The organism is Chromobacterium sp. HL1 (assembly GCF_057418835.1).
The window spans coordinates 606,479-629,389 of sequence record NZ_CP162399.1; the positions used below are offsets into that span (position 1 = coordinate 606,479).

The 22,911-nt window shown below is 65.9% G+C and carries 25 protein-coding genes; 13 read left to right on the plus strand and 12 right to left on the minus strand.

The window, feature by feature from the left end; translation table 11 throughout:
• The first annotated feature begins 279 nt into the window (after window positions 1–279).
• The 3 genes from AB1Z25_RS02710 (at window position 280) to AB1Z25_RS02720 (ending at window position 3,473) form a co-directional block, all read left to right on the plus strand.
• Window positions 280–894: a peroxiredoxin gene (locus AB1Z25_RS02710; RefSeq protein WP_107798102.1), complete on the plus strand. Its 615-nt coding sequence runs from the start codon at window positions 280–282 to the stop codon at window positions 892–894.
• Window positions 895–1,032: 138 nt separating this feature from the next.
• Window positions 1,033–2,235, plus strand: coding sequence for a GGDEF domain-containing protein (locus AB1Z25_RS02715; protein ID WP_107798103.1), 1,203 nt, complete (start codon window positions 1,033–1,035; stop codon window positions 2,233–2,235).
• Window positions 2,232–3,473, plus strand: a complete 1,242-nt coding sequence (locus tag AB1Z25_RS02720) for a GGDEF domain-containing protein (RefSeq protein ID WP_146176562.1) — start codon at window positions 2,232–2,234, stop codon at window positions 3,471–3,473. The genes AB1Z25_RS02715 and AB1Z25_RS02720 overlap by 4 nt, the downstream gene beginning before the upstream one ends.
• A gap of 76 nt (window positions 3,474–3,549) precedes the next feature.
• Here the strand turns inward: AB1Z25_RS02720 and AB1Z25_RS02725 are convergent, their stop codons facing one another.
• Both AB1Z25_RS02725 and AB1Z25_RS02730 read right to left on the minus strand, forming a co-directional pair.
• The gene (locus AB1Z25_RS02725; RefSeq protein WP_486636526.1) at window positions 3,550–4,836 is read right to left on the minus strand and encodes an MFS transporter; all 1,287 of its coding nucleotides are present in this window, start codon (window positions 4,834–4,836) and stop codon (window positions 3,550–3,552) included.
• A gap of 100 nt (window positions 4,837–4,936) precedes the next feature.
• A complete protein-coding gene (locus tag AB1Z25_RS02730) occupies window positions 4,937–5,536 on the minus strand; it encodes an arylesterase (RefSeq protein WP_227106861.1) in 600 nt (199 codons plus the stop codon).
• A 2-nt stretch (window positions 5,537–5,538) separates the two neighbouring features.
• On the opposite strand from AB1Z25_RS02730, the gene AB1Z25_RS02735 reads away from it, so the two are divergent.
• From AB1Z25_RS02735 to AB1Z25_RS02745, 3 genes are read left to right on the plus strand one after another with little or no spacing between them, the layout of a single operon-like run.
• Window positions 5,539–6,231, plus strand: coding sequence for an ABC transporter ATP-binding protein (locus AB1Z25_RS02735; protein WP_048414370.1), 693 nt, complete (start codon window positions 5,539–5,541; stop codon window positions 6,229–6,231).
• Window positions 6,228–8,720, plus strand: a complete 2,493-nt coding sequence (locus AB1Z25_RS02740; RefSeq protein WP_486636527.1) for an ABC transporter permease — start codon at window positions 6,228–6,230, stop codon at window positions 8,718–8,720. The genes AB1Z25_RS02735 and AB1Z25_RS02740 overlap by 4 nt, the downstream gene beginning before the upstream one ends.
• 55 nt (window positions 8,721–8,775) lie before the next feature.
• Window positions 8,776–9,300, plus strand: a complete 525-nt coding sequence (locus AB1Z25_RS02745; protein WP_227106865.1) for a DUF2946 family protein — start codon at window positions 8,776–8,778, stop codon at window positions 9,298–9,300.
• 208 nt (window positions 9,301–9,508) lie between these two features.
• Here the strand turns inward: AB1Z25_RS02745 and AB1Z25_RS02750 are convergent, their stop codons facing one another.
• The 8 genes from AB1Z25_RS02750 to AB1Z25_RS02785 form a co-directional block, all read right to left on the minus strand.
• The gene (locus AB1Z25_RS02750) at window positions 9,509–10,780 is read right to left on the minus strand and encodes a CynX/NimT family MFS transporter (RefSeq protein ID WP_486636528.1); all 1,272 of its coding nucleotides are present in this window, start codon (window positions 10,778–10,780) and stop codon (window positions 9,509–9,511) included.
• A gap of 71 nt (window positions 10,781–10,851) precedes the next feature.
• On the minus strand, window positions 10,852–11,550 hold the full coding sequence (locus AB1Z25_RS02755; RefSeq protein ID WP_253313789.1) for a FadR/GntR family transcriptional regulator: 699 nt from the start codon (window positions 11,548–11,550) through the stop codon (window positions 10,852–10,854).
• 92 nt (window positions 11,551–11,642) lie between these two features.
• Window positions 11,643–13,124, minus strand: coding sequence for a flagellar filament capping protein FliD (fliD, locus tag AB1Z25_RS02760; RefSeq protein WP_158274223.1), 1,482 nt, complete (start codon window positions 13,122–13,124; stop codon window positions 11,643–11,645).
• A 170-nt stretch (window positions 13,125–13,294) separates the two neighbouring features.
• Window positions 13,295–13,558, minus strand: coding sequence for a hypothetical protein (locus AB1Z25_RS02765; protein WP_107798111.1), 264 nt, complete (start codon window positions 13,556–13,558; stop codon window positions 13,295–13,297).
• A gap of 263 nt (window positions 13,559–13,821) precedes the next feature.
• The gene (gene modB, locus AB1Z25_RS02770) at window positions 13,822–14,496 is read right to left on the minus strand and encodes a molybdate ABC transporter permease subunit (protein ID WP_107798112.1); all 675 of its coding nucleotides are present in this window, start codon (window positions 14,494–14,496) and stop codon (window positions 13,822–13,824) included.
• Window positions 14,493–15,221: a molybdate ABC transporter substrate-binding protein gene (gene modA / locus AB1Z25_RS02775; protein WP_107798113.1), complete on the minus strand. Its 729-nt coding sequence runs from the start codon at window positions 15,219–15,221 to the stop codon at window positions 14,493–14,495. Before modA ends, modB begins: the two co-directional genes overlap by 4 nt.
• A 57-nt stretch (window positions 15,222–15,278) precedes the next feature.
• Window positions 15,279–15,959 carry a DUF3313 family protein gene (locus AB1Z25_RS02780; RefSeq protein ID WP_107798114.1) on the minus strand — a complete coding sequence of 227 codons (681 nt, stop codon included), beginning with the start codon at window positions 15,957–15,959 and terminating at the stop codon, window positions 15,279–15,281.
• 106 nt (window positions 15,960–16,065) lie between these two features.
• Window positions 16,066–16,743 carry a DUF3313 family protein gene (locus tag AB1Z25_RS02785; RefSeq protein ID WP_227106874.1) on the minus strand — a complete coding sequence of 226 codons (678 nt, stop codon included), beginning with the start codon at window positions 16,741–16,743 and terminating at the stop codon, window positions 16,066–16,068.
• A 198-nt stretch (window positions 16,744–16,941) separates the two neighbouring features.
• Here AB1Z25_RS02785 and mltG point away from each other — a divergent pair, with 198 nt between their 5' ends.
• The 7 genes from mltG to AB1Z25_RS02820 are packed head-to-tail and all read left to right on the plus strand — an operon-like array spanning window position 16,942 to window position 22,003.
• Window positions 16,942–17,934 (plus strand): endolytic transglycosylase MltG, encoded by a 993-nt coding sequence (gene mltG / locus AB1Z25_RS02790; RefSeq protein ID WP_486636529.1) that lies wholly within the window; start codon window positions 16,942–16,944, stop codon window positions 17,932–17,934.
• Window positions 17,934–18,569: a dTMP kinase gene (gene tmk, locus AB1Z25_RS02795; RefSeq protein ID WP_227106876.1), complete on the plus strand. Its 636-nt coding sequence runs from the start codon at window positions 17,934–17,936 to the stop codon at window positions 18,567–18,569. The genes mltG and tmk overlap by 1 nt, the downstream gene beginning before the upstream one ends.
• The gene (locus AB1Z25_RS02800; protein WP_486636530.1) at window positions 18,569–19,582 is read left to right on the plus strand and encodes a DNA polymerase III subunit delta'; all 1,014 of its coding nucleotides are present in this window, start codon (window positions 18,569–18,571) and stop codon (window positions 19,580–19,582) included. The genes tmk and AB1Z25_RS02800 overlap by 1 nt, the downstream gene beginning before the upstream one ends.
• A gap of 19 nt (window positions 19,583–19,601) precedes the next feature.
• Window positions 19,602–19,976 (plus strand): PilZ domain-containing protein, encoded by a 375-nt coding sequence (locus AB1Z25_RS02805; protein WP_048416050.1) that lies wholly within the window; start codon window positions 19,602–19,604, stop codon window positions 19,974–19,976.
• A gap of 48 nt (window positions 19,977–20,024) precedes the next feature.
• A complete protein-coding gene (locus AB1Z25_RS02810; protein WP_486636531.1) occupies window positions 20,025–20,795 on the plus strand; it encodes a TatD family hydrolase in 771 nt (256 codons plus the stop codon).
• A 14-nt stretch (window positions 20,796–20,809) separates the two neighbouring features.
• The gene (locus AB1Z25_RS02815; RefSeq protein WP_107798119.1) at window positions 20,810–21,202 is read left to right on the plus strand and encodes a hypothetical protein; all 393 of its coding nucleotides are present in this window, start codon (window positions 20,810–20,812) and stop codon (window positions 21,200–21,202) included.
• Window positions 21,203–21,226: 24 nt separating this feature from the next.
• Window positions 21,227–22,003 (plus strand): MBL fold metallo-hydrolase, encoded by a 777-nt coding sequence (locus AB1Z25_RS02820; protein WP_486636532.1) that lies wholly within the window; start codon window positions 21,227–21,229, stop codon window positions 22,001–22,003.
• A 44-nt stretch (window positions 22,004–22,047) separates the two neighbouring features.
• On the opposite strand, the gene AB1Z25_RS02825 is transcribed toward AB1Z25_RS02820, so the two are convergent.
• The gene (locus AB1Z25_RS02825) at window positions 22,048–22,512 is read right to left on the minus strand and encodes a CreA family protein (protein ID WP_107798121.1); all 465 of its coding nucleotides are present in this window, start codon (window positions 22,510–22,512) and stop codon (window positions 22,048–22,050) included.
• A gap of 92 nt (window positions 22,513–22,604) precedes the next feature.
• Window positions 22,605–22,910, minus strand: coding sequence for a chorismate mutase (locus AB1Z25_RS02830; RefSeq protein WP_107798122.1), 306 nt, complete (start codon window positions 22,908–22,910; stop codon window positions 22,605–22,607).
• Window position 22,911: the final 1 nt, after the last annotated feature.

Below are 22,911 nucleotides of genomic sequence, written 5' to 3' on the forward strand. Positions count from 1 at the left end.
CGCGATGCCGACGGCCGCTGCCATGCAGCGGCCGTTTTTTATTCCGGGCCGGCCGGAGACGTCGGCTTGAACCTTGCGCTTTTGGCCCAATCTAATAGCGGCCTCATACTTGTAAGCGAGCGCCTGCCGGGCCGACATTGCAAAACTTTATCGCAACGATATGGATTTACAATTTGCCGATGTCGGCGGCCCTGTTTTATAAAGCCTCGCATTCCGCCGCGTTTCCCGATGCCCGAACAGGGAAGCGCAGTCATACCAAGACCTTTAAGGAGATCCGCAATGGCCGTACTCGTTGGCAAACAAGCCCCCTTCTTCGATGGCGCGAAAACCTTCTCCGCCGTGCTGGGCGATGGTCAGATCGTTGACAACTACTCCTTCAAGCAAGCTACCGCCGGCAAGTACGCGGTAGTGTTCTTCTACCCGCTGGACTTCACCTTCGTGTGCCCGTCCGAGCTGATCGCTTTCGATCACCGCCTGGCGGACTTCAAAGCCAAGAACGTGGAAGTGATCGGCGTGTCCATCGACAGCCAGTTCTCCCACGCCGCATGGCGTAACACCCCGGTGGAAAAAGGCGGCATCGGCCAAGTTGGCTACACCCTGGTGGGCGACATCCAGCACGAACTGTGCAAGGCCTTCGACGTTGAAGCCGACGGCGGCGTCGCTTTCCGCGGCTCCTTCCTGATCGACCGTTCCGGCGTGGTGCAGCACCAAGTGGTGAACAACCTGCCGCTGGGCCGCAACGTCGACGAAATGCTGCGCATGGTTGACGCGCTGCAATTCACCGAAGAGCACGGCGAAGTGTGCCCGGCCGGTTGGAACAAGGGCAAGAAAGGCATGAAGCCGAGCGCCGAAGGCGTGGCTTCCTACCTGGCCGAAAACGCCAAGGACCTGTAATTCGTCTTTAACGGATTGCGTCCGACCCTGCCCCGCGCGCCTTGGCCCGCGGGGCTTTTTCTTGCGCGGCCTTGGCCGGTTTGGCGCATTGCTCGCTATAACTAACAATAAGTTTCCAAAATAGGACAGGCCCAAGCCATGTCTTTGCCGATCAGCCAGCTGGACAGCTTCACCATGCTGCATGCGATGCGCTCCACCCACCTGTCCGTGCCGCACGCCTTATTGGGCGCGGCCCTGCTGACCGGTCTGGAATGGGGGCGGGCGCCGCTTGTGGCCGCCTTGCTGTGGCTATTGCTTTTCAGCCTGCTGCTGCTAAGCCTGTGGGGCACCACGTGGCGCGCCTGCCGCTGCCCCGAGCACGACGCCTGGCAGATCGCCGCCTTGCATAGGCGTTTTTCGGCGCAGATCGTCGCCGCGGGCGCGGGCTGGGGCCTGGCCGCCTGGATTCTGATGCCCGGCGACGATCTGACTTACAGCCTGATCGTGGTGCTGTGGGGCATCGCGGTCAGCGCGGTGCAAGGCGCGATGCTGTCCGCGCGCCGGGAGCTGTTTTACGGCTTCGTCGGCCCGCTCTGGGGCCTGCTGCTGCTGCGCATGTTTCTCTCGCCGGAGGCGGTGCTGCGCTGGGTGGGCGCTTCCGGCATCATCTATTGCCTGTCGCTGACGCTGTTCACCGCCTTATTGCATCGCTTCGCGCTGGAATCCATGGGGCAGCGCGCCGAAAACGCCAGCCTGATGCGCGAGTTGACGCTGGAGCAGACGCAGCTGGACAGCTACAACGCGATACTGGAGCGGCAAAACATAGAACTGGACGGCGCCGTGGAGCGCATCAGCGAACTGGCCTCGCGCGATCCCTTGACCGGGGTGCTGAACATGCGAACCCTGATGCGGGAAATGGAGCGCCTGTTGGAGCTTTCGGAAACCCAGGGCGCGCCTTTCGCCATCGCCATCATCGACCTGGACCATTTCAAGCGCATCAACGACAGCTGCGGCCATGCGCGCGGCGACGAAGTGTTGCAGCAGCTGTGCGAGCTGGCGCAGCAGGCCCTGGCGGACGGCGAGCTGTTCGGCCGTTACGGCGGCGAGGAGTTCCTGCTGCTGGCGCCGGCCTGCAGCGGCGCCGAATTGAGCCGACGCATGGAAACGCTGCGCGACAAGGTGGGCGGCTGGGACTGGCGGCGCTGGACCGGCGACTTGCCGGTGACCTTGTCCTGCGGCGTGGCCGCCTGGCGGCCGGGCGTGGACCCGCTGGGCTTGCTGCAACAGGCGGACAAGGCCTTGTACCAGGCCAAGGCGCAAGGGCGGGACCGCGTCTGCCTGGCGAGAGAGGCCGGGGCGTGAGGCGAAGACTGGGCATTCTGATGCCGTTTCCCTGGCAGGCCGCGCACCCGCAGCTGGAGGCGGAGCTGGTGCGCCAGTTCGTCTCCATGCTTCAGCTCTCTATCCTGCAGTCCTTCATCGCCATTCCCCTGTTTGGCGTGCTGATGTACGGGCACGCGCCCGGCTGGCGCATCCTGTGCTGGGTGGGCATGTTCCTGCTGATGCAGCTGCTGTTCGCGCGCCTGGTCTACCGCTTTCGCCGTTACGCGCATACCCAGGACCAGGTGTTCCGGCATTACCAGGCGCTGCGGCAACTGATGCTGTTCAGCGCCTTGGTGTGGAGCATGATGATGTGGTTCATGTTTCCGCAGGAGGAAGGGCCCTACCGCATCGTGGTCGTGCTGTGGCTGGCCGGCGGCTTCGCCGCGGTATGCCTGCTGCTGGCGCCGTGCCGCGATCTGCACCTGACCTTCTTCGTCGGCTACTGGGTGTATCCGCTCTACCGCTTCCATTGCGAGGGCACCTTGCTGTACAGCGCCTTGCTGGTGGGCGCGGTGATCTTCATCCTGGTGCAATGGGAGTTCCTGTCCAGCTTCAACCCCCTGCTGCGCGACACCGTGAGGCTGCGCGAGCGCAATGCGGTGGTGCTGCGCCGGCTGCAAGATCTGTACGCGGAAAGCGCGGCCAAGCGGGAACTGCTGGAACAGCGCAGACAGATGCTGCAGCAGGCGGCGGAGCAGATGCATCTGCTGGCGGACTCCGACGTGCTGACCGGCTGTTTGAACCAGCGGGCCTTGCGCTGCCGCATGGCAGAGCTGGATCAGTCCGACGCGGGCCCCTGGAGCCTGGCGATGCTGGATCTGGACGAGTTCAAGCAGGTGAACGACCGTTTCGGCCACTTGGTGGGCGATCAGGTGCTGCAGCAGGCGGCCAAGCATATCGCCTCCTGTCTGGAGGCCTGGATGACGCTGGCGCGCTATGGCGGCGAGGAGTTCGTGGTGTTGGCGCCGGGCTTGGCGCCGGAGGGCTTGGCGGAAAGAATGGAGGCGGTCAGGCTGCGCCTGGCGCAGGCCCAGTTGGACGGCTTGCCGGAGGGCTATGCGCAGACGGTGTCCATCGGCGTGGCGGGCCAGCCGCCGCTGAACGGCAGCCAGCAGGCCTTGTTGCAGGCGGACGCCGCCTTGTACCGCGCCAAGGCGTCCGGCCGCAACCGGGTATGCCTGTGGAACGCGGAGCCGGAGCGGGGCCAGGCCGGCTGAGCCGCTGATCAAGGCCCGCAGCGTTTCGTGAGCGCCGCTCCGGCCGGCTCGCGCGCCGCCTGTGCATGCCGTTTCTTCAGCTGTTTCCGCCTTGTCTCGCGCGGGCTTGCGAGAGCTTGTACGGGTTTGGGGGCGCCGGCTCGGGCTCATTAGCGAGCATGGCGCGCAGCGCCGGCTGCTGGATCAGCGCCGACAGACAGACGGCGGCGGCGCACAGCCACCATAGCACAATGCCGCCCACGGCGCCGTACAGCCAGGTGCCCAGCGCCGGGGCGAACAGGGTGCGGCCCTGCCACACCGCGTTGTACAGCCCCAGATAGCGGCCGCGAAGCCGGCCTTCCGAGCGGTGCATCACCAGCATGGCGTAGCAGGGCGACACCAGCAGTTCGCCCAGCGTCAGCGTCGCCATCATCAGTACCGCCCACAGCGGACCCTGGCCCAGGGTCAGCCACAGGAAGGCGAAACCGGTCAACAGCACCCCGGCTTGAGTGCTGGCCAGCAGGCCCCAATCCAGGATGCGGCGGCTGATGGCGATCTGCAGCGCCACCACCATCAGGCCGTTCAGCGTGAACAGATAACCCACCCATTGCGGCCCCAGCTGGTAATGCTCGCGCAGGAACAGTCCCAGCGTCACATAGATCTGGTCGAATACCGCGGTCATCAGCACCATGCCCAGCAACATGCGCAGAAAGGGCGCGTCGCGCCAGGGGCCTTGGCGGCCGCCGGCGTCTTCGCCGGCCCGCGGCGGCTCTGCGTGGGCCGCGCCGGCGCGGCGGTAGGCCCAGGCCAGCCATAGCGCCGCGCTCAGCGTGGCGGCGGCGTTGGCGGCGTAAACCCAGCCATAGCCGATGGCGGCCAGCGAGCCGCTGAGCAAACCGGCGCCGGCGACGCCCAGGTTGAAGGCCACCCGCAACATGCCCTGGGCCACCGCGCGCTGCCGCGGCAGACAGGGCTCCAGCGCCAGGCGCAGATTGACCGGCCGGAAAGCGCCGTCGGCGAAACCGGAGACCAGCAAGACCGGCGCGAACAGCCATAGCGGGATGGCGAGCGCCAGCAACAGCAGGCACAGGCCGGAAACGGACAGGAACAGCGTGGCCAGCTTGCGGCCGTCGAAGCGGTCGGACAGCGAGCCGCCGTTGAGGGAACCGAGCAGCGCGCCGGCGCCGTAGGCCGCCATGGTCAGGCCGATCTGCGCATAGCCCAGCTGGTAGCTCTCGCGCAGATAGAGCGGTAGGAATAGTTTGGAAATGCCGCCGATATTGTTGATCAGGCTGCACAGCACCTGGATGTAGACCGTGGCGGGCAGGCCGCGATAGGGGGACAGCAGGCGTTTCAGCCAGGGGGAGGGGGGCGGGCGGCTCATAAGAATCCAGGATATGATTATGCTTTTGACTTATCTTGCTGCGTTGCAACGAAGAAAGTCAACACCATGAATATCCGTCCGCCCGGGACGCCGTGGCTTTTCAGCTCAGCGGCAGCTTGGCCTTGACCGTGCGCATCATCGCGGGCTGGGCGGCGGCGGCCGGGTGCAAGCCATCCGGCTGGAACTTGGACAGATCGGCCTCGAATCCGGCCACCAGCAGCGGAACGAAGGACAGGCGCTCGCGTCTGGCCAGGTCGGCGTAGGCTTTGCGGAACTCGGCGCCGTATTGCGGGCCATAGTTCGGGGGCAGAGCCATGCCCACCAGCACCACCTTGGCCTTGCTTTGTTTGGCCAAGGCGATCATCTTGGACAGGTTGCCGCGCATTTGCTCCAGCGGCAGGCCGCGCAGGCCGTCGTTGGCGCCCAATTCCAGCACCACGATGTCCGGGCGATGGCGCGCCAGCGCGTCCGGCAGGCGGGCCAGGCCGCCGGCGGTGGTTTCGCCGGAAATGCTGGCATTGACGATGCGGTGCTTCGCCCCCATCTCCTTGGCGAGCAGGCTGACCCAGCCCTGGCCGGGAGAGAGGCCGTAACCGGCTGACAGGCTGTCGCCGAAGACCAGTATCGTCGCGGCGGACGCCGGCAGCATCAGCAGGCACAGGCCGGCGGAAAGTAGAACTTTGCTTAGTATCGAGCGCATAAATGAATCCAATTGAAACCCAGGCGGTGTTGGCGGCCAGCGAGCTGGCCAAGCAGGTGCATTTCCACGGCGAGCCGCTGAACATCCTGCGCAGCGCCACGCTGACCCTGTATCCGGGCGAGAGCGTGGCCATCGTCGGCGCTTCCGGCTCCGGCAAGTCTACCTTGTTGTCCCTGTTGGCGGGGCTGGATCATCCGTCCGGCGGCGAGGTGTCCTTGTTCGGCCAGGCGCTGTCCGGCTTGAGCGAAGACGCGCGCGCGCTGCTGCGCAGAGACAAGGTGGGGTTCGTGTTCCAGAATTTCCAGCTGATGCCGCAACTGACCGCGCTGGAAAACGTGATGCTGCCGCTGGAGCTGGCCGGCCGCGCCGACGCGCGCGAAGCGGCTCGGCAGATGCTGGACCGCGTCGGCCTCAGCCACAGGCTGGGCCATTATCCTCGCCATCTGTCCGGCGGCGAGCAGCAGCGGGTGGCCTTGGCGCGCGCCTTCGTCATTCATCCCGGCCTCTTGTTCGCCGACGAACCCACCGGCAATCTGGACCCGCACAGCGGCCGCCAGATCATCGATCTGCTGTTCCAGCTCAACGCCGAACAGGGCACCGCCCTGGTGCTGGTCACCCACGACACCGAGCTGGCCAGCCGCTGCGACGCCATCTACCGGCTGGTGGAAGGCAAGCTCAACGGGGCGCGCTCATGACTCTGGCCGGCCGCTTGACCCTGGTGTTGCGCTTCATCCGCCGCGAACTGGTGTCCGGCGAACTGACCATCCTGGCCCTGGCCCTGGTGGTGGCGGTGATGGCGATGAGCAGCGTGGCCTTTTTCTCCGATCGCGTGGAACGCGCGCTGACCACCCAGGCCACGCAGTTGCTGGCCGCCGACCTAGTGCTCAACGGCAATCAGCCGGCGCCGGAACCCATCCGCCGCGAGGCGGAAAAGCGCGGTCTGCGGCTGGCCGACAACATCAGCTTTCCCTCCATGGTGTTTTCCGGCGGCCAGGCGGCTTTGGCCACGTATAAATCGGTCAGCGACAACTACCCCTTGCGCGGCGAAGTCAGCGTGCGCCTGGCCGACGGCCGCGTGGAAACCGGCAGCTTGCGGCCGGCCGCGGGCACCGCCTGGGCCGACGCCCGTCTGATGCGGCGCTTGAAGCTGAAACTGGGCGACACCCTGGGCGTCGGCGGCGTGCAACTGCGGCTGGCCGGCGAAATCGTCCGCGAGCCGGACGGGGCGATGGACCTGTACAACTTCGTGCCGCGGCTGATGTTCAACCGCGCCGACCTGGCCGCCACCGGCCTGATCCAGGAAGGCAGCCGCGCGCGCTGGCGGCTGATGTTCGCCGGCGACGACCGCGGCATCGCCGACTTCCGCCAATGGCTGGACAAGGCCAAGCCCAAGGACGCGCGGCTGGAAAACGTCGAGGAGGCGAGGCCGGAAGTGCGCACCGCGCTGGAGCGCGCGCGGCGTTTCCTGGGCCTGACCGCGATGTTGACCGTGGCGCTGGCGGCGTCGGCGGTGGCGCTGGTGGTCCGCCGCTATCTGGCGCGCCATTGGCAGCAGGTGGCGGTGCTGCGCTGCCTGGGCCTGACGGCGGGCGAGGTGTGGGGGCTGTTCGTCAGCCTGTTCCTCTTGCTGGGCCTGCTGGCCGGCGCCTTGGGCACCGCCGGCGGCTTCGGCGTGCAGCTGGCCTTGATGCGCTTGGCCAGCGGCTATGTCGGCGAAATACTGCCGGACCCGGGCTGGCTGACCTGGCTGGTGGGGCCGCTGGCCTCGCTGGTGTTGCTGGCCGGCCTGGCTCTGCCGCCCTTGATGGGCATACGCGACGTGCCGCCGGCCGCGGTGCTGCGCGATGAATTGACGCCGACTCGCCAGGGCGTGCTGGCGCCCTTGCTGGCCCTGGTGGCCTTGCTGGGCCTGGCCGCCTGGCAGGTGGGCGATCTGGCGGTGGCCGGCTGGCTGCTGGCCGGCATGCTGGGCTTCTTCGCCGCCGTGGGCGCGCTGGCGCTGGGCGTGGTCTATCTGATGCGGCGGCTGCCGCGCGGACGCCGGGTGGGCTGGCGCTTCGGCATCGCCAATATCGCGCGCCGCCACTGGCTGGCGGTGATCCAGATCGTGTCCTTGTCGGTGGGCCTGATGGCCTTGCTGACGCTGACCATTGTGCGCGACGACCTGATCGGCGCCTGGCAGCGCAGCGTGCCGGCGGACGCGCCGAATAAATTCGTCATCAATATCCAGCGCCACCAGCTCGACGGCGTGCGCAACGCCTTCGCGGTGGAGGGACGCGCGGCGCCGGAGCTGGCGCCCATGGTGCGGGCGCGGCTGATCGCGATCAACGAGCATCCGGTGCGGCCGTCGGCTTACGAGGACGAACGCGCGCGTCGGCTGGCCGAGCGGGAGTTCAACCTGTCCTGGCGCGACGAGTTGCCGCTGGGCAACAAGCTGACGGCGGGCCAGTGGTGGCAGCCTCAGAAACGGATTCCGCCGCAGTTCTCGGTGGAGCGCGAGCTGGCCGCCACCTTGGGCATCAAGCTGGGGGACACGCTGGTCTTCGATCTGGCCGGCACCGCTTACCGCGCCAAGGTGAGCAGTTTGCGGGAGGTGCCGTGGGACAGCTTCCGCGTCAATTTCTTCGTGATCGGCACGCCGGGCCAGTTCAGCCAGCAGCCGGCCAGCTGGATCACCAGCTTCCGGCTGGAGGCGGCGGACGAGGACTTCGTCAACCGCCTGGTGGGCGAGTTTCCCAATCTGACCGTGATCGACGTCGGGGCGATCCTGAGCGAGGTGAGGGCGATGATGGACAAGCTGTCGCGCGGCATCGAAGCCATGTTCGGCCTGGCCCTGGCCGCCGGCGTGCTGGTGTTGTGGGCGTCGCTGGCGGCCACTCGCGACGAGAGGCTGTTCGATGTCGGCCTGATGCGGGCGCTGGGGGCGTCGCGGCGGCAGGTGCGCAGCGTGGTGCTGGCGGAGCTGGCCTGGTTGGGCGCGTTTTCCGGTTTATTGGCGGCCTTGGGCGCCATGGGCATCGGCGCTTTGGCTTCGGTCAAATTGTTCAATCTGCCCTTGGTGTTCAATCCGTGGCTGTTGCCCGCCGGCGTCGCCAGCGGCGCGCTGGTGGTGGTGGTGGCCGGTTGGCCGCTTGTGGGGCGGGTGACCAGAACGTCGCCGATGGCGGTGTTGAGAGCGATCTGAGTGTAGTGGTCAAAGCTGAGAATCAAGCGGGAGCAAGCCCGCAAGGAGACGCATGATGGATGCGATAGTACAGGCGGCAATGGCCAAGTGGCCGAACGTGCCCGCCGTGTTCGGCTGGCTGCGGCTGGATGCGCGCGGCCAGTGGTGGATCAAGGACGAACGCCTGCAGCACGAGGCGATGGTGGAGTTTTTCGGCCGCAATTACAGCCGCGACGGGCTGGGGCGCTGTTATGTGCAGAACGGGCCGCAGAAAGTCTATGTGACGCTGGACGCCGCGCCGCTGGTGGCGCGGCGCACTCCGTCGGGCTGGCGCACGCTGCCCTACGACGACGACGTGCCGGCGCGCTCCGCCTGGCTGACGCCGGAGGGCATGTTGCTGATCGAGATCGGCGGCGAGCTGGCGGCGGTGGACGACCGCGACCTGGCCGCGGTGCTGGAAGAAGGGGCGCCGGGCTGGGACGGCGACATGGACTCGCTGCCGGACCGGCTGGCCTTGGGCAAGAGCGCCATCCCGCTGGGCAAGGAGAGCCTGCCGGACTTGTGGCGGCGTTACGGCATTGTCGGCCGGCCCAAGGGCTGAGCCGTTTCACCTCCAAACAAAACCCCGGGCAAGCCCGGGGTTTTGTTTGGTCCGCGGATGGCTTAGAACCGGTTTACGATCTCGCGAGCAATGGCGAGACAAGGCGAAAACGGCTGAAAAAGCGGAGTGTACACACGGTACATGAGCATTTTGAAGCCGTACTCACCGTGTAACGCTCCACGACGCGTAGCAGATCGTAAACAGGTTCTTAGAGCGGACGCGACTCCACCTGCACCAGACGTTTGCGCCCGGCCAGCATGCCCATGGCGAAGGTGGCGGCGGAGATCAGCGAGAACAACAGGCCCAGCGGCCACAGCGCGTGGGTCTGGTCGCGGATCAGGCCCACGCTGAGCGGGCCGAGCGAGGCCAGCGCGTAGCCGACGCCCTGAGCCATGCCGGACAAATGGGCGGCGACATGGGGGTCCGGCGAGCGCAGCGCCAGCAGGCTCAGCGCCATGCTGAACAGGCCGCCCTGGCCCAGGCCCAGCAGCACCGCCCAGAACAGCAGGCTGTCGGTCGGCGCGAACAGCATGCCCAGCAGACCGCTGATCACCAGCGCCACGGTGGCGGCGATCGGCGGCCGCTGGTCGCGGCAGCGCTGTCCCAGGGCCGGCACCAGCAGCGAGGACAGCACCTGCACCATGATGGAGATGGACAGCAGCAGGCCGGCGTGCAGCGCGGTCTCGCCGCGGTCAATCAGAATGGACGGCAGCCAGCCGAACACGATGTAGGCCATCGAGGACTGCAGGCCCATGAACAAAGTCACCTGCCAGGCCAGAGGGTCGCGCAGCAGGCCGCGCACCAGCCATTGGCCGTGGTGGGACGCCTGCCGGCTCCGCGTCTGCGGCCACCACACCAACAGCGCCAGCAGCGCCGGGCTCGCCCAGATCGCCAGCGCGCCCTGCCAGTTGTTCCCCATCCAGCGCATCGCCGGCACGGTCAGGCCGGCGGCCAGCGCCGCGCCCAGGCACAGCGCCATGGTGTAGACGCCGGTCATCAGGCTGACCTGGGCGGGGAAGTCGCGCTTGACGATGCCGGGCAGCAGCACGCCGATGATGCCTATGCTGGCGCCGGCCAGCGCCGAGCCGGCGAACAGGCCGAATTGGCCGAACTGGGTGCGCAGCAAAATGCCCAGCGCCAGGGTCACCAGAATCAGCGCGATGGTCTTTTCACTGCCCCAGAGGCGGGCCAGCCGCGGCGCCAGCGGACCGAACATGCCTAGGCAAGCGACCGGCAGCGTGGTGAGCAGGCCGGCCATCAGGCCGCTGAGCCCGCGGCTGGCGGCGACGTCGTGCAGCACCGGGGACAGGCTGGACAGCGCCGGCCGCAGATTGACGCCGACCAGGATCAGGCCCAGCAGCAAGAGCCAGGGACGGTGCAGCGCGGGGCGCTGGCTTTGCACGCCGGCGTCGTCGATCTCGGCGTCGATTAGCGTGTCTTCAACCGGCAGATGATCCGGCATGGATTTGGGTGTGGACATGGGTTTTCCTTCTGCGCTTTTGTTGTTGTCGGAGCCGGCTCCCCGCGCCTGGGGGCCGGCTCAAATCGGGCTTAATCCGTGTTGGAGCGATTCAGCAAGCGGTCCAGCGCCTCCAGCAAGGGGCGGGTGATGGCGGCGGCGGCGCGCGCCGCCTCGTCCGGCCGGCGCTGGCGTATGGCTTCGTAAATGGCCTGGTGGGCGGCGAGGTCCGGGTCCGGCAAGGCCTCGTCCAGGATGGATTGCTGCACGTGCTGGCGCACCGCGCGCGAAAAATAGGCGTAGAGCTCGGCCAAAGCCTGGTTGCCGCTGGCGTTGGCGATGGCGAGATGAAATTCCAGATCCCGCTCGATGAAGTCCTCCAGCGGCTCCTGCGGCAGGCGTTCGCCGCGCCGTGCCAGCGCGTCCGCTATCGCGCTGAGATCCGCTTCCGGGCAGCGGCCGGCCGCCAGCCGCGCCGCGCTTTCCTCCAGCATGCAGCGTACTTCCAAGTGTTCGCGCAGGCTGGCGCGGCTGATGGCGCGCATCGCCTCGCCGGGGTTGACCGTGGCGCGCACATAGCTGCCGTCGCCCTGGCGCACCTCCAGCAGGCCGGCGTAGAGCAGCACCCGCACCGCCTCGCGCACCGTGTTGCGGCTGACCCCCAGCTGCTCCGCCAGTTCCGGTTCGGTGGGAATGCGAGCGCCTATCGGCCAGTCGCCGTCCGCCAGACGTTTGGCGATGTTTTCCACGGCGATGTCGACCAGCGAGCGTTTATAGGGCAGCGCCAGCATGCGGCCTCCTTATTCATCCAATCATCCGATGAATTTTAACGAGACAATACGGCGCAGGCAATGCTAGATGAAAAACAAATAGCAAATATCAATCATGCATAAGTGGAGATGCCGTTGCCGCTGTTGCCGTTGCCGGACAGGCCCAGGCCGTTGTTCAGAATCTGGGAATTGACCGCATAGGGCGCGCCCAGAGAGTAAACCATCGCGTACAGCGATAGCGCGCTGATCTGCTGCGCGCTCAGCTGGATGGTGCCGGACTGGTTGCCGGTCAAGGAGGCGAGGTTGGCGGGGACGGTGTTGGACGTCGGGGTGGCCGACTGACGCAGCTGCAGGCTGAATTGCATTTTCTGCAAGGCGGTCAGGGTTTGCGGAATGGTGCCGTTGCCATAGGAGGCGTAGCTGTTGGCCAGCCAGTTCAGCGCCCGGGCGGCGGTGTAGAGCAGATTGGCCACGCCCTGGGAGTCGCCGCTGTAAGCGCTTTGCAGGCTGTTGTTGCTCAGGCTGAGGCTGCCCATCTGGCCGAACTGCTGCGGATATTGAAAATTGAGGCCGATCTGGTTCAGCTTGACCAGCAGCGAGCTGCCGTTGCTGTAACTGGCGCCGGCCTGCTGGTTCATGCTGTTGGCCAATTGCTTGGCGATGGGGTCGCGGCTGAGCAGGCCGCCGCTGACCAGCAGCGCGTTCAGGCTGCCTTGCAGGGTGTTGAAGGCGTCGGCCAGCGATTGCGCCTGCCCGTTGAGGCCGTTCAGATCCAGCTTGACCGAGATATTGGTGCTGCCGGTGGACAGCAAGTCCATGGATACCGAGGCGCCCAGCGAGATGCCGCTATTGCCGGCGTTGGAGCCGGAGGCGCCGTTGATCAGGTAGTTGGCGTTTTGCGCGGCCTGGGTCTGGGTCAGATTCTGCCCGCTGCCCACCGCCTGGGTCTGGTCGAAAGCCAAGCGCGACAAGCCGTTCTGATCCGTGTTGTTGCCGTCGTTGTCGCTGACCAGGATTTGGAAATTGTTGCTGGCGCCGGTCTGGGCGGCGCTGATCTGCAATTGATAATTGCCGGAGGCGTTCTGCACGATATTGGCCACCATGCCGACGCCGGAGCCGTTGATGGCGGTGGCGATGCTGGACAGCGTGCCGTTGCTGATGGAGAGCGTGGCCGAGCTGCCGCTGGGCGTGAAGCTGCTGGCCGAGGTGGACGATGTGTAGGCGTAGCTGCCGGTCTTGATGGTCAGGCTGCCGCTGCCCACCGCGGTGCTGCTGGTGTCCGGCAGCGTGAAGGCGGTGACCGCGCTGTGAGCCTGGGCCAGTTGCGAGACGGATACGCTGTAATTGCCGTTTTGCGCGCCGGCGGCGGTGGAGACGCTGGCCACCGACGGATTGCTGCTGCTGCCGCTGATGGAGTTGTTGACCGCGTACGGGGAATAGATCTGTTGCAGGCTGTCTTGGAAGATGTTCAGGCTGGACAGCAATTGGCCCAGCCCGGAAATCAGCACCACATTGGGATCGGTGCCGGCGCTTGGCGAGCTGTTGCTGCTCCGGATCAGCGGCACAATGGGCGAGGAGCCCAATAAACCGCTCAAGAGTTGGTTGTTATTGCCGAAAAGCGATAACAGCGGATTGTAATTTCCAAGGATATTGTTTGCCATGGCTCACCCGCAGAATCCCTGTTGCCACATCTCAGTGTAGGCGAAAAATCAGGGACTTGCCGGCGAGCGGGCTGTCCCGGCGGACAGGCCGCCGGGGAGGGGGCTTACTTGGCCGGAGCCGCGTCCTTCACGCATTTCTTCACGAAGCTGGCCTTGGCCGCGCCGGCGAGTTTCTTGTCGGCGGCTTTGACGTCGCAGGCTTTCTGGGCGTTGGCCGCGGCGCTGTCTTTCTCGCATTTCTTCAGGAAGCTGCTTTTGGCGGCGCCGGCCAGTTTCTTCTCGGCGGCTTTGGCGTCGCAGGCGGCGTCAGCCAGCGCCAGGTTGGCGGAAGTCAGGGCCAGAACAGCGATCATCAGGTATTTGCGCATGATTCATCCTTGGTAGCACAGGTTGTCGGGCCCATGACGGGCGAGAAAAACGATACTCCAAGTTATAGCGCATGAACACTGCGTTTTGTTGACGTCATGTAACGGTTTGCATCGATAGATGTCAGCATTGTCAGTAAACGCGGCCGGATTCGCGGCCTCTTAAGAACCGCTAAGCGAACCTCGCGGGGAGGCTGAGCCAAGGCGCGCCGACGCAGGCAGCGCCCGTCGGGCGCAAGGCTGGTCCGGAATTTTGCGAGCGGGTCTTAGTCGTAGCGGCGCTGGCGCGCGTTGAGGCGGTAGACCAGGGCGAGGGTGGAGAAGGCGAACAGCACCAGCAGCAGGCCCAGACGGTGGGCGCTGGCGTAGTCTGCCTGTTCCACGTGGTTGTACAGCGCGATGGAAATGACCCGAGTTTCCCCTTCGATATTGCCGCCTATCATCAGCACCACGCCGAATTCGCCCACGGTGTGGGCGAAGCCCATGCTGGCGGCGGCCAGCACGCCGGAGCGGCAGCTGGGCAGGATGACGCGGGTCAGCCGCTGCCAGCGGTTGGCGCCCAATACCATCGCGGTTTCGATTTCCTCGCGCCGCACCGCGTTGAAGCTGACGATCAGCGGTTGCAGCACAAAGGGCAAGGAGTACAGCACCGAGGCGATGATCAGCCCTTGAAAGGTGAAGGCGAGGCCGGGCCAGCCCAACCAGGCGGTCAGCTGGCCGATGGGGCCGTGCGGGCCGAAGGCGACCAGCAGATAGAAGCCCAGCACCGTGGGCGGCAGCACCAGCGGCAGCGTCGCGCCGGCCTCTATCACCGGCTTGAGGCGCGAACGCGTGCGCGACAGCCACCAGCCCAGCGGCACGCACAGCAGGAGCAGGATCAGGGTGCTGATGGCGGCCAGCCGCAGCGTCAGCGCGATGGCCGCCCATTCGGAAGCCATCATTGCGCGAAGTCGTAGCCCGCTTTCTTGATCAGCGCGCGCGCCTTGTCGCCCTTGAGGAAGGCGAGGAAGGCCCTGGCCGCCGGCGTGTCGCGCACCAGCAGCGCGTCCTGGCGTATCGGCTGATGCAGCTTGGCCGGCACCAGCCAGTAGCGGTCGGAGATGCCTTGTTCCAGCAGCTGCGCGTAAGCGACGAAGGCGAAGTCGGCGCCGCCGACCTGGGCGAACTGCATGGTCTGGCTGATATTGTCGCCGGTGACGAACTTGGGCTTGAGCGCGTCGACGAGCTTGAGCGCGGTCAGGGTTTCCATCGCCGCGCGGCCATAGGGCGCGGCCGCCGGGTTGGCGATGGCCAGCTTGTTGAAGTTGCCGCCGCGCAGCGCGGCTTCGCCGGCGTCGTCGCGCTGTTTGCTCCACAGCGCCAGCTTGCCGATGGCGTAGGTGAAGCGGCTGTCGGGTTTGCCTATCTTGTCGCGCAGCAGCTCGGCCGGGCGTTCGTCGTCGGCGGACAGGAACACGTCGAAGGGCGCGCCCTGGCGGATCTGCGCGGTGAGCTTGCCGGAAGCGCCGCCGCTGGCCTTGATGTCATGGCCGCTGGCGGCCTTGAACTCCACCGCGATCTTGTCCAGCGTTTGCTGGAAATTGCTGGCGACCGCCACGGTGACGGTGTCGGCGGCGGCGAACAGCGGGGACAACAACAGCAAGAAACTCAGTAGTTTGCGCGGCATGGTCGGCTTTCTGACAAGAGATGAGGCGACCATTATGCCGCCAGCCTGGGCGCTAGCCTACTCCCCAAACGACGTAGCCGCAGCCAGATGCTGGGCCATCTGCCGCGCGTGGTGGCTGCTCCAAAGGTCGACGCGCTGTTGCAGCCATTCCGCATTGGACGGTTGCGCGTTGGCGAGGTCCATGTCCTTGCCCAGCAGATTGACGCCGCCGGCCAGCAGCAGCCCGGATTCGGAGTCTTCCAGCTGGCCCACAGTGGACACCTGGGCCAGATAGGGATCGATGTCGTCGGCGAAGCGCGCCAGATTGAGGGCGGTCTTCACGGGGCGCCGTTCCTTGGGGCCGGCCAGCTCTCTGAGCATGTCGCCCACCGCCACGCGCAGCCGGGCGATGCCCGGACCGGGCGCGGCGGCCACCGGCAGTCCCTCGCGGCAGAGCGCCCGGGCCAGGCTGTTGCGGTAGCAGGCGTCTAGGCGGTTGTGCTCGTCCGCCGCCGTCGCCAGCCATTGGCCGTCCGCTTGGCGGCCCAGGAAAATCAGCGGCTCGATCAGGATGCCGTGATAGCGTTTCAGATCGACGCCGGGCTGCAGGTACAGCACCTGGCCGGCATGCTCAGGGTTGGGATGGAAAGCTTCGCTGGGCAGCAGGACCAGATTCTCCGGCGGCTCCCCGGCGTGGCCGATATTGGCCAGCAAGGCGGAAGCCATCAGCGCGCAGGCGAGTTTAAAGAATGGTTTCATCGTGCGGGCTCAGTGGAGATTGCGTGGGAGATGGACTGCGGCCGCCAAGCGGCGTTCCCTCTATATTGTTGCGACTTTGTGACGGGGCGGACTGTCTTCATGCGGCTTATCGCGTCGTCGAGGCCGCGCCGCGCCGCGTCGCCGGCGCCAGTTGTTGGCGCAGCAGCGGGGACCAGTCCTGGGTCAGCAGCTGCCGCCAGCCGTCGTCTTCGTCGCCGGAGGCGGCTTCGGCTTGCGACTGCATGGTGACGCCGCCGGCGACCACGCCCCGTCCCAGCGCGTCTTCCAATTGGGACACCGAGGACACCAGTTGCAGATAGGGTTCTATATTGGAAGCCATGCAAGGCAGTTGCAGCGCCACGTGGCTGCTGTTCAGCGGCTGGCTGTCCTGGGCAATCCGAGACTGACGCGCGGCCACCGCGATGCGCAAGCGCAGCACGCCGGCGGTGGCCACGTCGGTCAGCGCGATAGGCCAGGCCTGCAGCAGCGCGGCCACCTGGCGGCGCATGATCTGGTTGGCGTTTTCCTGTTCCGCGGTTTGCAGCAGCTGCCAGCCGCCGTCCTGCTGGCGGTTCAACAGCAGCAAAGGCTCCACGATCAGCGCGTGGTAGCCGCTCAGCGCAGCGGGGGATTGCTGGTAAGTCAATTGCTGCGGATGCCCTCCTTGTCGGAAAGCGTCCATCGGCAGGCGCCATAAATCCCTGTCGGTCTGCCGGACTGCCGCCAATCTGGCCAGCGCCGTCCAGGCCACCAATGCGCATCCCAGATTGAAGAATGGCTTCATGAAAAGACTCGCATCATTTAAGCAGTCCATTTAATCAGGTATAGAACGCGAGCAAAACTATGCAAAATGGAAAGGTGGACAGTTGATTTGGCGCAAACTTTGCTTGATTGCGGGGGGCGGGCCTGACATGTCGGTCAGGCCGGCTTGTCTGGTATCATGCGCGATCGTCCCGCTGCGCTGTCTCATGCTTCCCGTCAAATGATGAAAACTCTGTTTCGCCTGTTCTTGCTGTGCCTTGCGCTGGGCTGTGCCTGGCTGGTTTGGGTGGTCCTGATTCCGGTTGGCCTGCCGGAAGCCGGTTACAAGCTGACCGTGGGGCCCAATCGCACCCTGAGCCAAGTGGCGCGGGGACTGGAGCAGGAGGGCGTGGTTCGCAGCCGTCAGGTGATGGTGGCCCTGGCCCGCCTGCAAGGCGTGGACCGCAAGATCAAGGCCGGCCTGTATCGCTTCGACGGCCAGGCATCGATGCTGGACATCCTGAACCGCCTGGCCGACGGCCATCCGGACGAGGCCAGCCTGACGGTGATCGAGGGCTGGACCTTCCGCCAATTCCGCCAGGCGATAGACCGCAACCCCGACATCAAGCATACGGCCAAGGACTGGAGCGACGAGGAGATCATGCGGCGGCTGGGCTTCGGCGACGCCAAGCCGGAAGGCCTGTTCTTCCCCAGCACCTATCTGTTTTCGCCGGACACCGAGGACGCGGAGCTCTACCGCCAGGCCTTCGGCGCGATGCAGCAGCGGCTGGAAGCGGCCTGGGCGGCGCGCAAGCCGGAGCTGCCTTACCGCACGCCTTACGATCTGCTGATCATGGCCAGCCTGATTGAGAAGGAAACCGGCGAAGACGCCGACCGTCCAATGGTGGCGGGGGTGTTCGTCAACCGCTTGAAGCAGGGCATGCGCTTGCAGACCGATCCCTCGGTGATCTACGGCATGGGCAGCCTGTACCAGGGCAAGATAGGCAAGGCTGATCTGCGCCGCGACACGCCTTACAACACTTATACCCGCGCCGGCCTGACGCCCACGCCCATCGCCTTGCCGGGCAAGGCGGCGCTGGACGCGGCGGCCAATCCGGCCGAAACCAAGGCCTTGTATTTCGTCGCTCGCGGCGACGGCACTTCGCATTTCTCCGCAACGCTGGACGAACACAATCAGGCGGTGCGCAAATATATTTTGAAGAAAGGACAGTAATGGCGCTAGAGCAGCAACGCGGCCGCTTCATCAGCCTGGAAGGCATAGACGGCGCCGGCAAAAGCACCCATCTGGCCTTCATCCGCGATTGGCTGGCGCAACACGGCGTCAACGCCGTATTCACCCGCGAACCGGGCGGCACCCCTTTGGGCGAGAAAATCCGCGAGCTGCTGCTGGCGGTGGACACCGAGGCCTCGCTGGACGCGGAAACCCTGCTGGTGTTCGCTTCGCGCCAGCAATTGCTGCACAGCGTGATCGAGCCCGCGCTCGCCGCCGGCCAGTGGCTGGTGTCCGACCGCTTCACCGATTCCACCTTCGCCTTCCAGGGCGGCGGCCGCGGCGTGCCGTTCGAGCGCATCGCCGAACTGGAACAATGGGTGCAGCACGGTTTGCAGCCGGACCTGACCCTGCTGTTCGACCTGCCGCTGGAAGTGGCGGCCGAGCGCATGTCCAAGACCCGGCAGCTGGACCGCTTCGAGCAGGAGAAGGCCGATTTCCACGTGCGCGTGCGCGAAGCCTATTTGCGCCGCGCCGCCGGCCAGCCGCGTTTCGCGGTGCTGGACGCCAGCCGCTCCATCGCCGAGATCCAGGTCGACATCGCGGCCTGCCTGCAAAAACTGCTGGAGGCCGCGTGATGCTGCTGCCCTGGCAAGAAGGCGATTGGACGCGGCTGAACGCCGAGCGCGAACGCCTGCCCAATGCCTGGCTGTTCACCGGCGCCGCCGGCATCGGCAAGCTGGAGTTCGCCGAACACCTGGCCCAGTCGCTGCTGTGCGAACGCCCGCAGGCCGGCCACCAGCCTTGCGGCGAATGCGAGGCCTGCCGCTGGTATCGGCACGGCACCCACCCGGACTTCCGCCGCTTGTCGCCGCTGGGCGACGAGGACGAGGAAGGCAAGGAGGGCGCCGAGGGCAAGAAAGTCAGCCGCAAGCTGCCGGTGATCAAGATCGAGGCGGTGCGCGAGGTGATCGATTTCGCCCACCTGAGCGCGCATCGCGCCGGCCGGCGCGTTGTGCTGGTGGAACCGGCGGAAAGCCTGAATCCGGCCGCCGCCAACGCCTTGCTCAAAATCCTGGAAGAGCCGCCGGCCGAGGTGCTGTTCCTGCTGGTGGCGCATGCGCCGCAGCGCTTGCTGCCCACCATACGCAGCCGTTGCCGCCAGTTTCCGCTGACGCGGCCGCACCAGGCCCAGGCGCTGGCCTGGCTGCGCGAGCAGGGCGTGGCGGACGCGGAACTGGAACTGGCCCATAACGGCGGCGCGCCGCTGTTCGACCACGATCCGGCTTTGGCCAAGCTGCGCGGCCAGTTCGTCCAGGGCCTGGGCCAGCCCAGCTTCGCCAATGTGCTGCAGCTGGCGGAGGCGGTGGACAAGCAGAAACTGCCGCTCTTGCTGCCCATAGGCTGGCTGATGAAGTGGCTGCATGATCTGGCGAGTTTGAGACTGGCCGGTTTGGTCCGCTATTATCCAGATCAGGAGCGCGCCTTGCAGCAACTGGCGGCGCGCGCCGACATCGCGCAATTGATGGCGTGTCAGCAGACGCTCAACCAACTGGCGCCGTTCGGCCAGCATACCTTGAACACGCGCTTGCAATTGGAAGCGGTGCTGATGGACTATCTGAAGATATTCGCCAGCGGCAAGGCCGCCTGACACAGAGGGTTAGCCAAGTATGGACAATTCCGCCACTCGCCCGGACCTGAATCCCAACCGTCCCGGGGTGCTGTCCCTGCACATCAAGGAGCGCAGCGCGCTGTTCGCCGCCTACATGCCCTTTGTGCGCCACGGCGGCATCTTCATTCCCACCAATAAGGAAATGAAGCTGGGCGAGGAGGTGTTCCTGCTGCTGACCCTGATGGACGACCCGCAGCGCATCGCGGTGCAAGCCAAGGTGGTGTGGCTGACGCCGGCCGGCGCCAACAACAGCCGGGTGCAGGGCGTCGGCGTCGAGTTCGTCGCCGGCGACGCCGGCAAGCAGGCCAAGGACAAGATCGAGGCCCTGCTCAGCGGTGTGCTCAACTCCAGCCGGCCCACTCATACCATGTGATTGTTTTAGCGGCGCGCGTCCGCGCGCCGCAGCCAGATTGACGCAAATATGTTTATCGACTCCCACTGCCATATCAATTTTCCCGACCTCGCCGCGCGCATGCCGGAAGTGCTGGCCAATATGCAGGCCAACCAGGTCAGCCACGCGCTGGTGATCGGCGTCAGCCGTCCCAAATATCCGCAAGTGCTGGAACTCGCGGAGAGCCACGGCAATCTATACGCCACCGTGGGCGTGCATCCGGACGACCCCGACGCCGAAGAGTACGGCGAGGACGAACTGGTGGCGCTGGCCGCGCACCCGCGGGTGGTGGGCATAGGCGAAACCGGGCTGGACTACCACTGGTGCAAGGGCGATCTGGAATGGCAGCATCAACGCTTCCGCACCCATATCCGCGCCGCCAAGCGCGTCGGCCTGCCGCTGGTGATCCACACCCGCGAGTCCGCCGAGGACACCATCCGGCTGATGCGGGAAGAAAACGCCGAGGCGTGCGGCGGCGTGATGCATTGCTTCACCGAAACCTGGGAGGTGGCGCAAGCCGCGCTGGAGCTGGGCTTCTACATTTCCTTCTCCGGCGTGGTGACCTTCAAGAACGCGGCCCAGGTCAAGGAAGTGGCGCAGAAAGTGCCGCTGGATCGGATGCTGATCGAAACCGATTCCCCGTATCTGGCGCCGGTGCCGTATCGCGGCAAGGTCAACGAGCCGGCCTATGTCCGCCATGTGGCCGCGCACATCGCCGAGCTGCGCGGCATGGCGGTGGAAGAGGTGGCGCGCGTCACCAGCGATAACTTTTTCCGGCTGTTCTCCAAGGCCAGCCGTTGAAGCGGAGAAAGCGCATGAAGCGAATCTTGCTGTCCGGGCTGGCCTTGCTGGCTATATTGTTCTCGGCCCAGGCCTGGGCCAATTGCGTCAATCTGAACGGACGCAGTTATTGTTCCGAAGACGGCGGCATCGCCCTGGTGCAGCGCGGACAGGCGATGTGCGGCAAGGGCGAATGCGCGATCGATGAATTCGGCAACGTGCTGTGCTCGCCTTATCCGGGCGGCGGCGTGGTGCGCGCCAACGGCGTCACTTACGCCGGCCCCGGCGCCTGCCTGCTGTCGCGCGACGGCAATCCGTATTGCGCCAAGCAGCCGCGCGGCGGCTGCCAGCAAGACGCCGACGGCAATGTCCGCTGCGACGGCGGCTGGGTGCGCGAGAAGGCGGAGCGCCCCGAGCGCTGCCGCTGATGCCTTATTACTTGGGAAACGCCATTGGGTTCGCTTGAAGTCACCATCCTGGGCTGCGGCTCCAGTTCCGGCACGCCGGCCATAGGCTGCGACTGCGTCACCTGCCGTTCGCCGGATCCGCGCAATCGCCGCACCCGCGCCAGCGCCTATATCAAGGCGGCCGGCCAGGGGCTGTTGATCGACACCGGGCCGGACCTGCGGCAGCAGGCGCTGCGCGAAGGGCTGAGCCAGGTGGACGCGGTGCTGTACACCCATCCGCACGCCGACCACCTGAACGGCATCGACGACCTGCGCGCCTTCTGCTACGTGAAGAAGGGGCCGATCACGCTCTACGGCAACGCCTTCACCCTGGACAATATCAAGACCCGCTTCGACTACGCCTTGCTGCCGCCGTCCAAGATGTGGGACAAGCCGGTGCTGCTGCCGCAGCAGGTGGACGGGCCGGTGGACTGCGGCGGCGTCACGCTGACGCCCGTGCCCTTGCAACACGGTTCCTGGCCTTGCCTCGGCTGGCGCGTCGGCGACATGGCCTGGCTGACCGACGTGTCGGACATCCCTGACAGCAGCCTGCCCTTGTTGCAGGGGCTGAAGCTCTTGTTCCTGGACTGCCTGAACCACGACCCCTATCCGTCCCACCTCGGCGTGCGGCAATCCTTTGCCTGGGCCGAGCGCATCGGCGCCGAACGCACGGTGCTGATCCACATGACCCACAGGCTGGAATTCGGCGCGCTCAGCGCCGAATGTCCGCCCGGCGTGGAGGTCGGCTATGACGGCTTGCGTGTTGAGCTGCCGTTTAGCTGATGCCCGTCATGCAAAGAAATCGTTAATAATCAATCGCTTTTATTTCAGGGTTGCAGCGGGATCTTTTGATCCAGCACCGCCACCGCGGTCAGCGCATTGTCCGGGCTGCCGTCCAGCAGCTTGTCGGAATAGCTGAGGTAGGTCAGGGTATTGCGTTTGGCGTCGACGATGCGCACCACCCGCACATGCTTGAAGATGAAGGACGCGCCTTCCTTGAACACCTGCTCCTGCTTGGGCAGCGGCCGCGAGAACTTGATCGCGCCCACCTGGCGGCAGGCCACCGAGAAGCGGGACGGGTCCTTGGCCAGGCCCAGCGCGCCCTTGTAGCCGCCGGTCTTGGCGCGCGAGATATAGCAGGCCACGCCTTGCACCGCCGGGTCGTCGAAAGCTTCCACCACCACCTTGTCGTTGGGGCTGAGCAGCTTGAAGGTGGTGGACACCTCGCCCACTTCCTCGGCCATCGCGGGCGCGGTCAGGCAGGCGAGCAGCAACAGGGCAATCTTGTTCATTCAGGTTCTCCGGCCGCGGGAAAAACGCCGGCCGCGGAGGGCGGCCGGCGGTCAGCGGATGGAAGCGATTGTAGGGAAAGCCGGCCTCCGCCTCAATCGGCAGCCGCTTTGGCGCGGAAGGCCGCCATTTCATCGGCGATGAAGTACTCTATCATCGTGCGGTAGACCGCCGCGGTCAGCGCCGCGTCGGCGCCCAGTTCGCCGGCCAGACGCTCGACGCGGCGCATCACCTGATCGACGCGTTTGCCGCCTTCCACTTCTTCCCGGCTGTGCTTGAACGCCGCCGCCTGGCGCACGTAAAGGCCGCGCTCGGCGATCAGCGCCACCAGCGCGCGGTCGATGCGGTCGATCTGGCCGCGCACCTCTTCCAGATTTTGGCATTGGTAGACTTGTTCCATG

Excerpts from the sequence above, each read along its gene's own strand:
- AB1Z25_RS02780 (WP_107798114.1), bottom strand. The coding sequence starts at position 15,959 with ATGAAACCATTCTTTAAACTCGCCTGCGCGCTGATGGCTTCCGCCTTG.
- AB1Z25_RS02715 (WP_107798103.1), top strand. The coding sequence starts at position 1,033 with ATGTCTTTGCCGATCAGCCAGCTGGACAGCTTCACCATGCTGCATGCG.
- AB1Z25_RS02710 (WP_107798102.1), top strand. The coding sequence starts at position 280 with ATGGCCGTACTCGTTGGCAAACAAGCCCCCTTCTTCGATGGCGCGAAA.
- modA (WP_107798113.1), bottom strand. The coding sequence starts at position 15,221 with ATGCCGCGCAAACTACTGAGTTTCTTGCTGTTGTTGTCCCCGCTGTTC.
- AB1Z25_RS02810 (WP_486636531.1), top strand. The coding sequence starts at position 20,025 with ATGTTTATCGACTCCCACTGCCATATCAATTTTCCCGACCTCGCCGCG.
- AB1Z25_RS02725 (WP_486636526.1), bottom strand. The coding sequence starts at position 4,836 with ATGAGCCGCCCGCCCCCCTCCCCCTGGCTGAAACGCCTGCTGTCCCCC.
- AB1Z25_RS02740 (WP_486636527.1), top strand. The coding sequence starts at position 6,228 with ATGACTCTGGCCGGCCGCTTGACCCTGGTGTTGCGCTTCATCCGCCGC.
- AB1Z25_RS02825 (WP_107798121.1), bottom strand. The coding sequence starts at position 22,512 with ATGAACAAGATTGCCCTGTTGCTGCTCGCCTGCCTGACCGCGCCCGCG.
- AB1Z25_RS02830 (WP_107798122.1), bottom strand. The coding sequence starts at position 22,910 with ATGGAACAAGTCTACCAATGCCAAAATCTGGAAGAGGTGCGCGGCCAG.
- AB1Z25_RS02755 (WP_253313789.1), bottom strand. The coding sequence starts at position 11,550 with ATGCTGGCGCTGCCCTATAAACGCTCGCTGGTCGACATCGCCGTGGAA.
- AB1Z25_RS02745 (WP_227106865.1), top strand. The coding sequence starts at position 8,776 with ATGGATGCGATAGTACAGGCGGCAATGGCCAAGTGGCCGAACGTGCCC.
- AB1Z25_RS02815 (WP_107798119.1), top strand. The coding sequence starts at position 20,810 with ATGAAGCGAATCTTGCTGTCCGGGCTGGCCTTGCTGGCTATATTGTTC.
- AB1Z25_RS02765 (WP_107798111.1), bottom strand. The coding sequence starts at position 13,558 with ATGCGCAAATACCTGATGATCGCTGTTCTGGCCCTGACTTCCGCCAAC.
- AB1Z25_RS02805 (WP_048416050.1), top strand. The coding sequence starts at position 19,602 with ATGGACAATTCCGCCACTCGCCCGGACCTGAATCCCAACCGTCCCGGG.
- AB1Z25_RS02785 (WP_227106874.1), bottom strand. The coding sequence starts at position 16,743 with ATGAAGCCATTCTTCAATCTGGGATGCGCATTGGTGGCCTGGACGGCG.
- AB1Z25_RS02800 (WP_486636530.1), top strand. The coding sequence starts at position 18,569 with ATGCTGCTGCCCTGGCAAGAAGGCGATTGGACGCGGCTGAACGCCGAG.
- modB (WP_107798112.1), bottom strand. The coding sequence starts at position 14,496 with ATGATGGCTTCCGAATGGGCGGCCATCGCGCTGACGCTGCGGCTGGCC.
- AB1Z25_RS02730 (WP_227106861.1), bottom strand. The coding sequence starts at position 5,536 with ATGCGCTCGATACTAAGCAAAGTTCTACTTTCCGCCGGCCTGTGCCTG.
- tmk (WP_227106876.1), top strand. The coding sequence starts at position 17,934 with ATGGCGCTAGAGCAGCAACGCGGCCGCTTCATCAGCCTGGAAGGCATA.
- AB1Z25_RS02750 (WP_486636528.1), bottom strand. The coding sequence starts at position 10,780 with ATGTCCACACCCAAATCCATGCCGGATCATCTGCCGGTTGAAGACACG.
- mltG (WP_486636529.1), top strand. The coding sequence starts at position 16,942 with ATGATGAAAACTCTGTTTCGCCTGTTCTTGCTGTGCCTTGCGCTGGGC.
- AB1Z25_RS02735 (WP_048414370.1), top strand. The coding sequence starts at position 5,539 with ATGAATCCAATTGAAACCCAGGCGGTGTTGGCGGCCAGCGAGCTGGCC.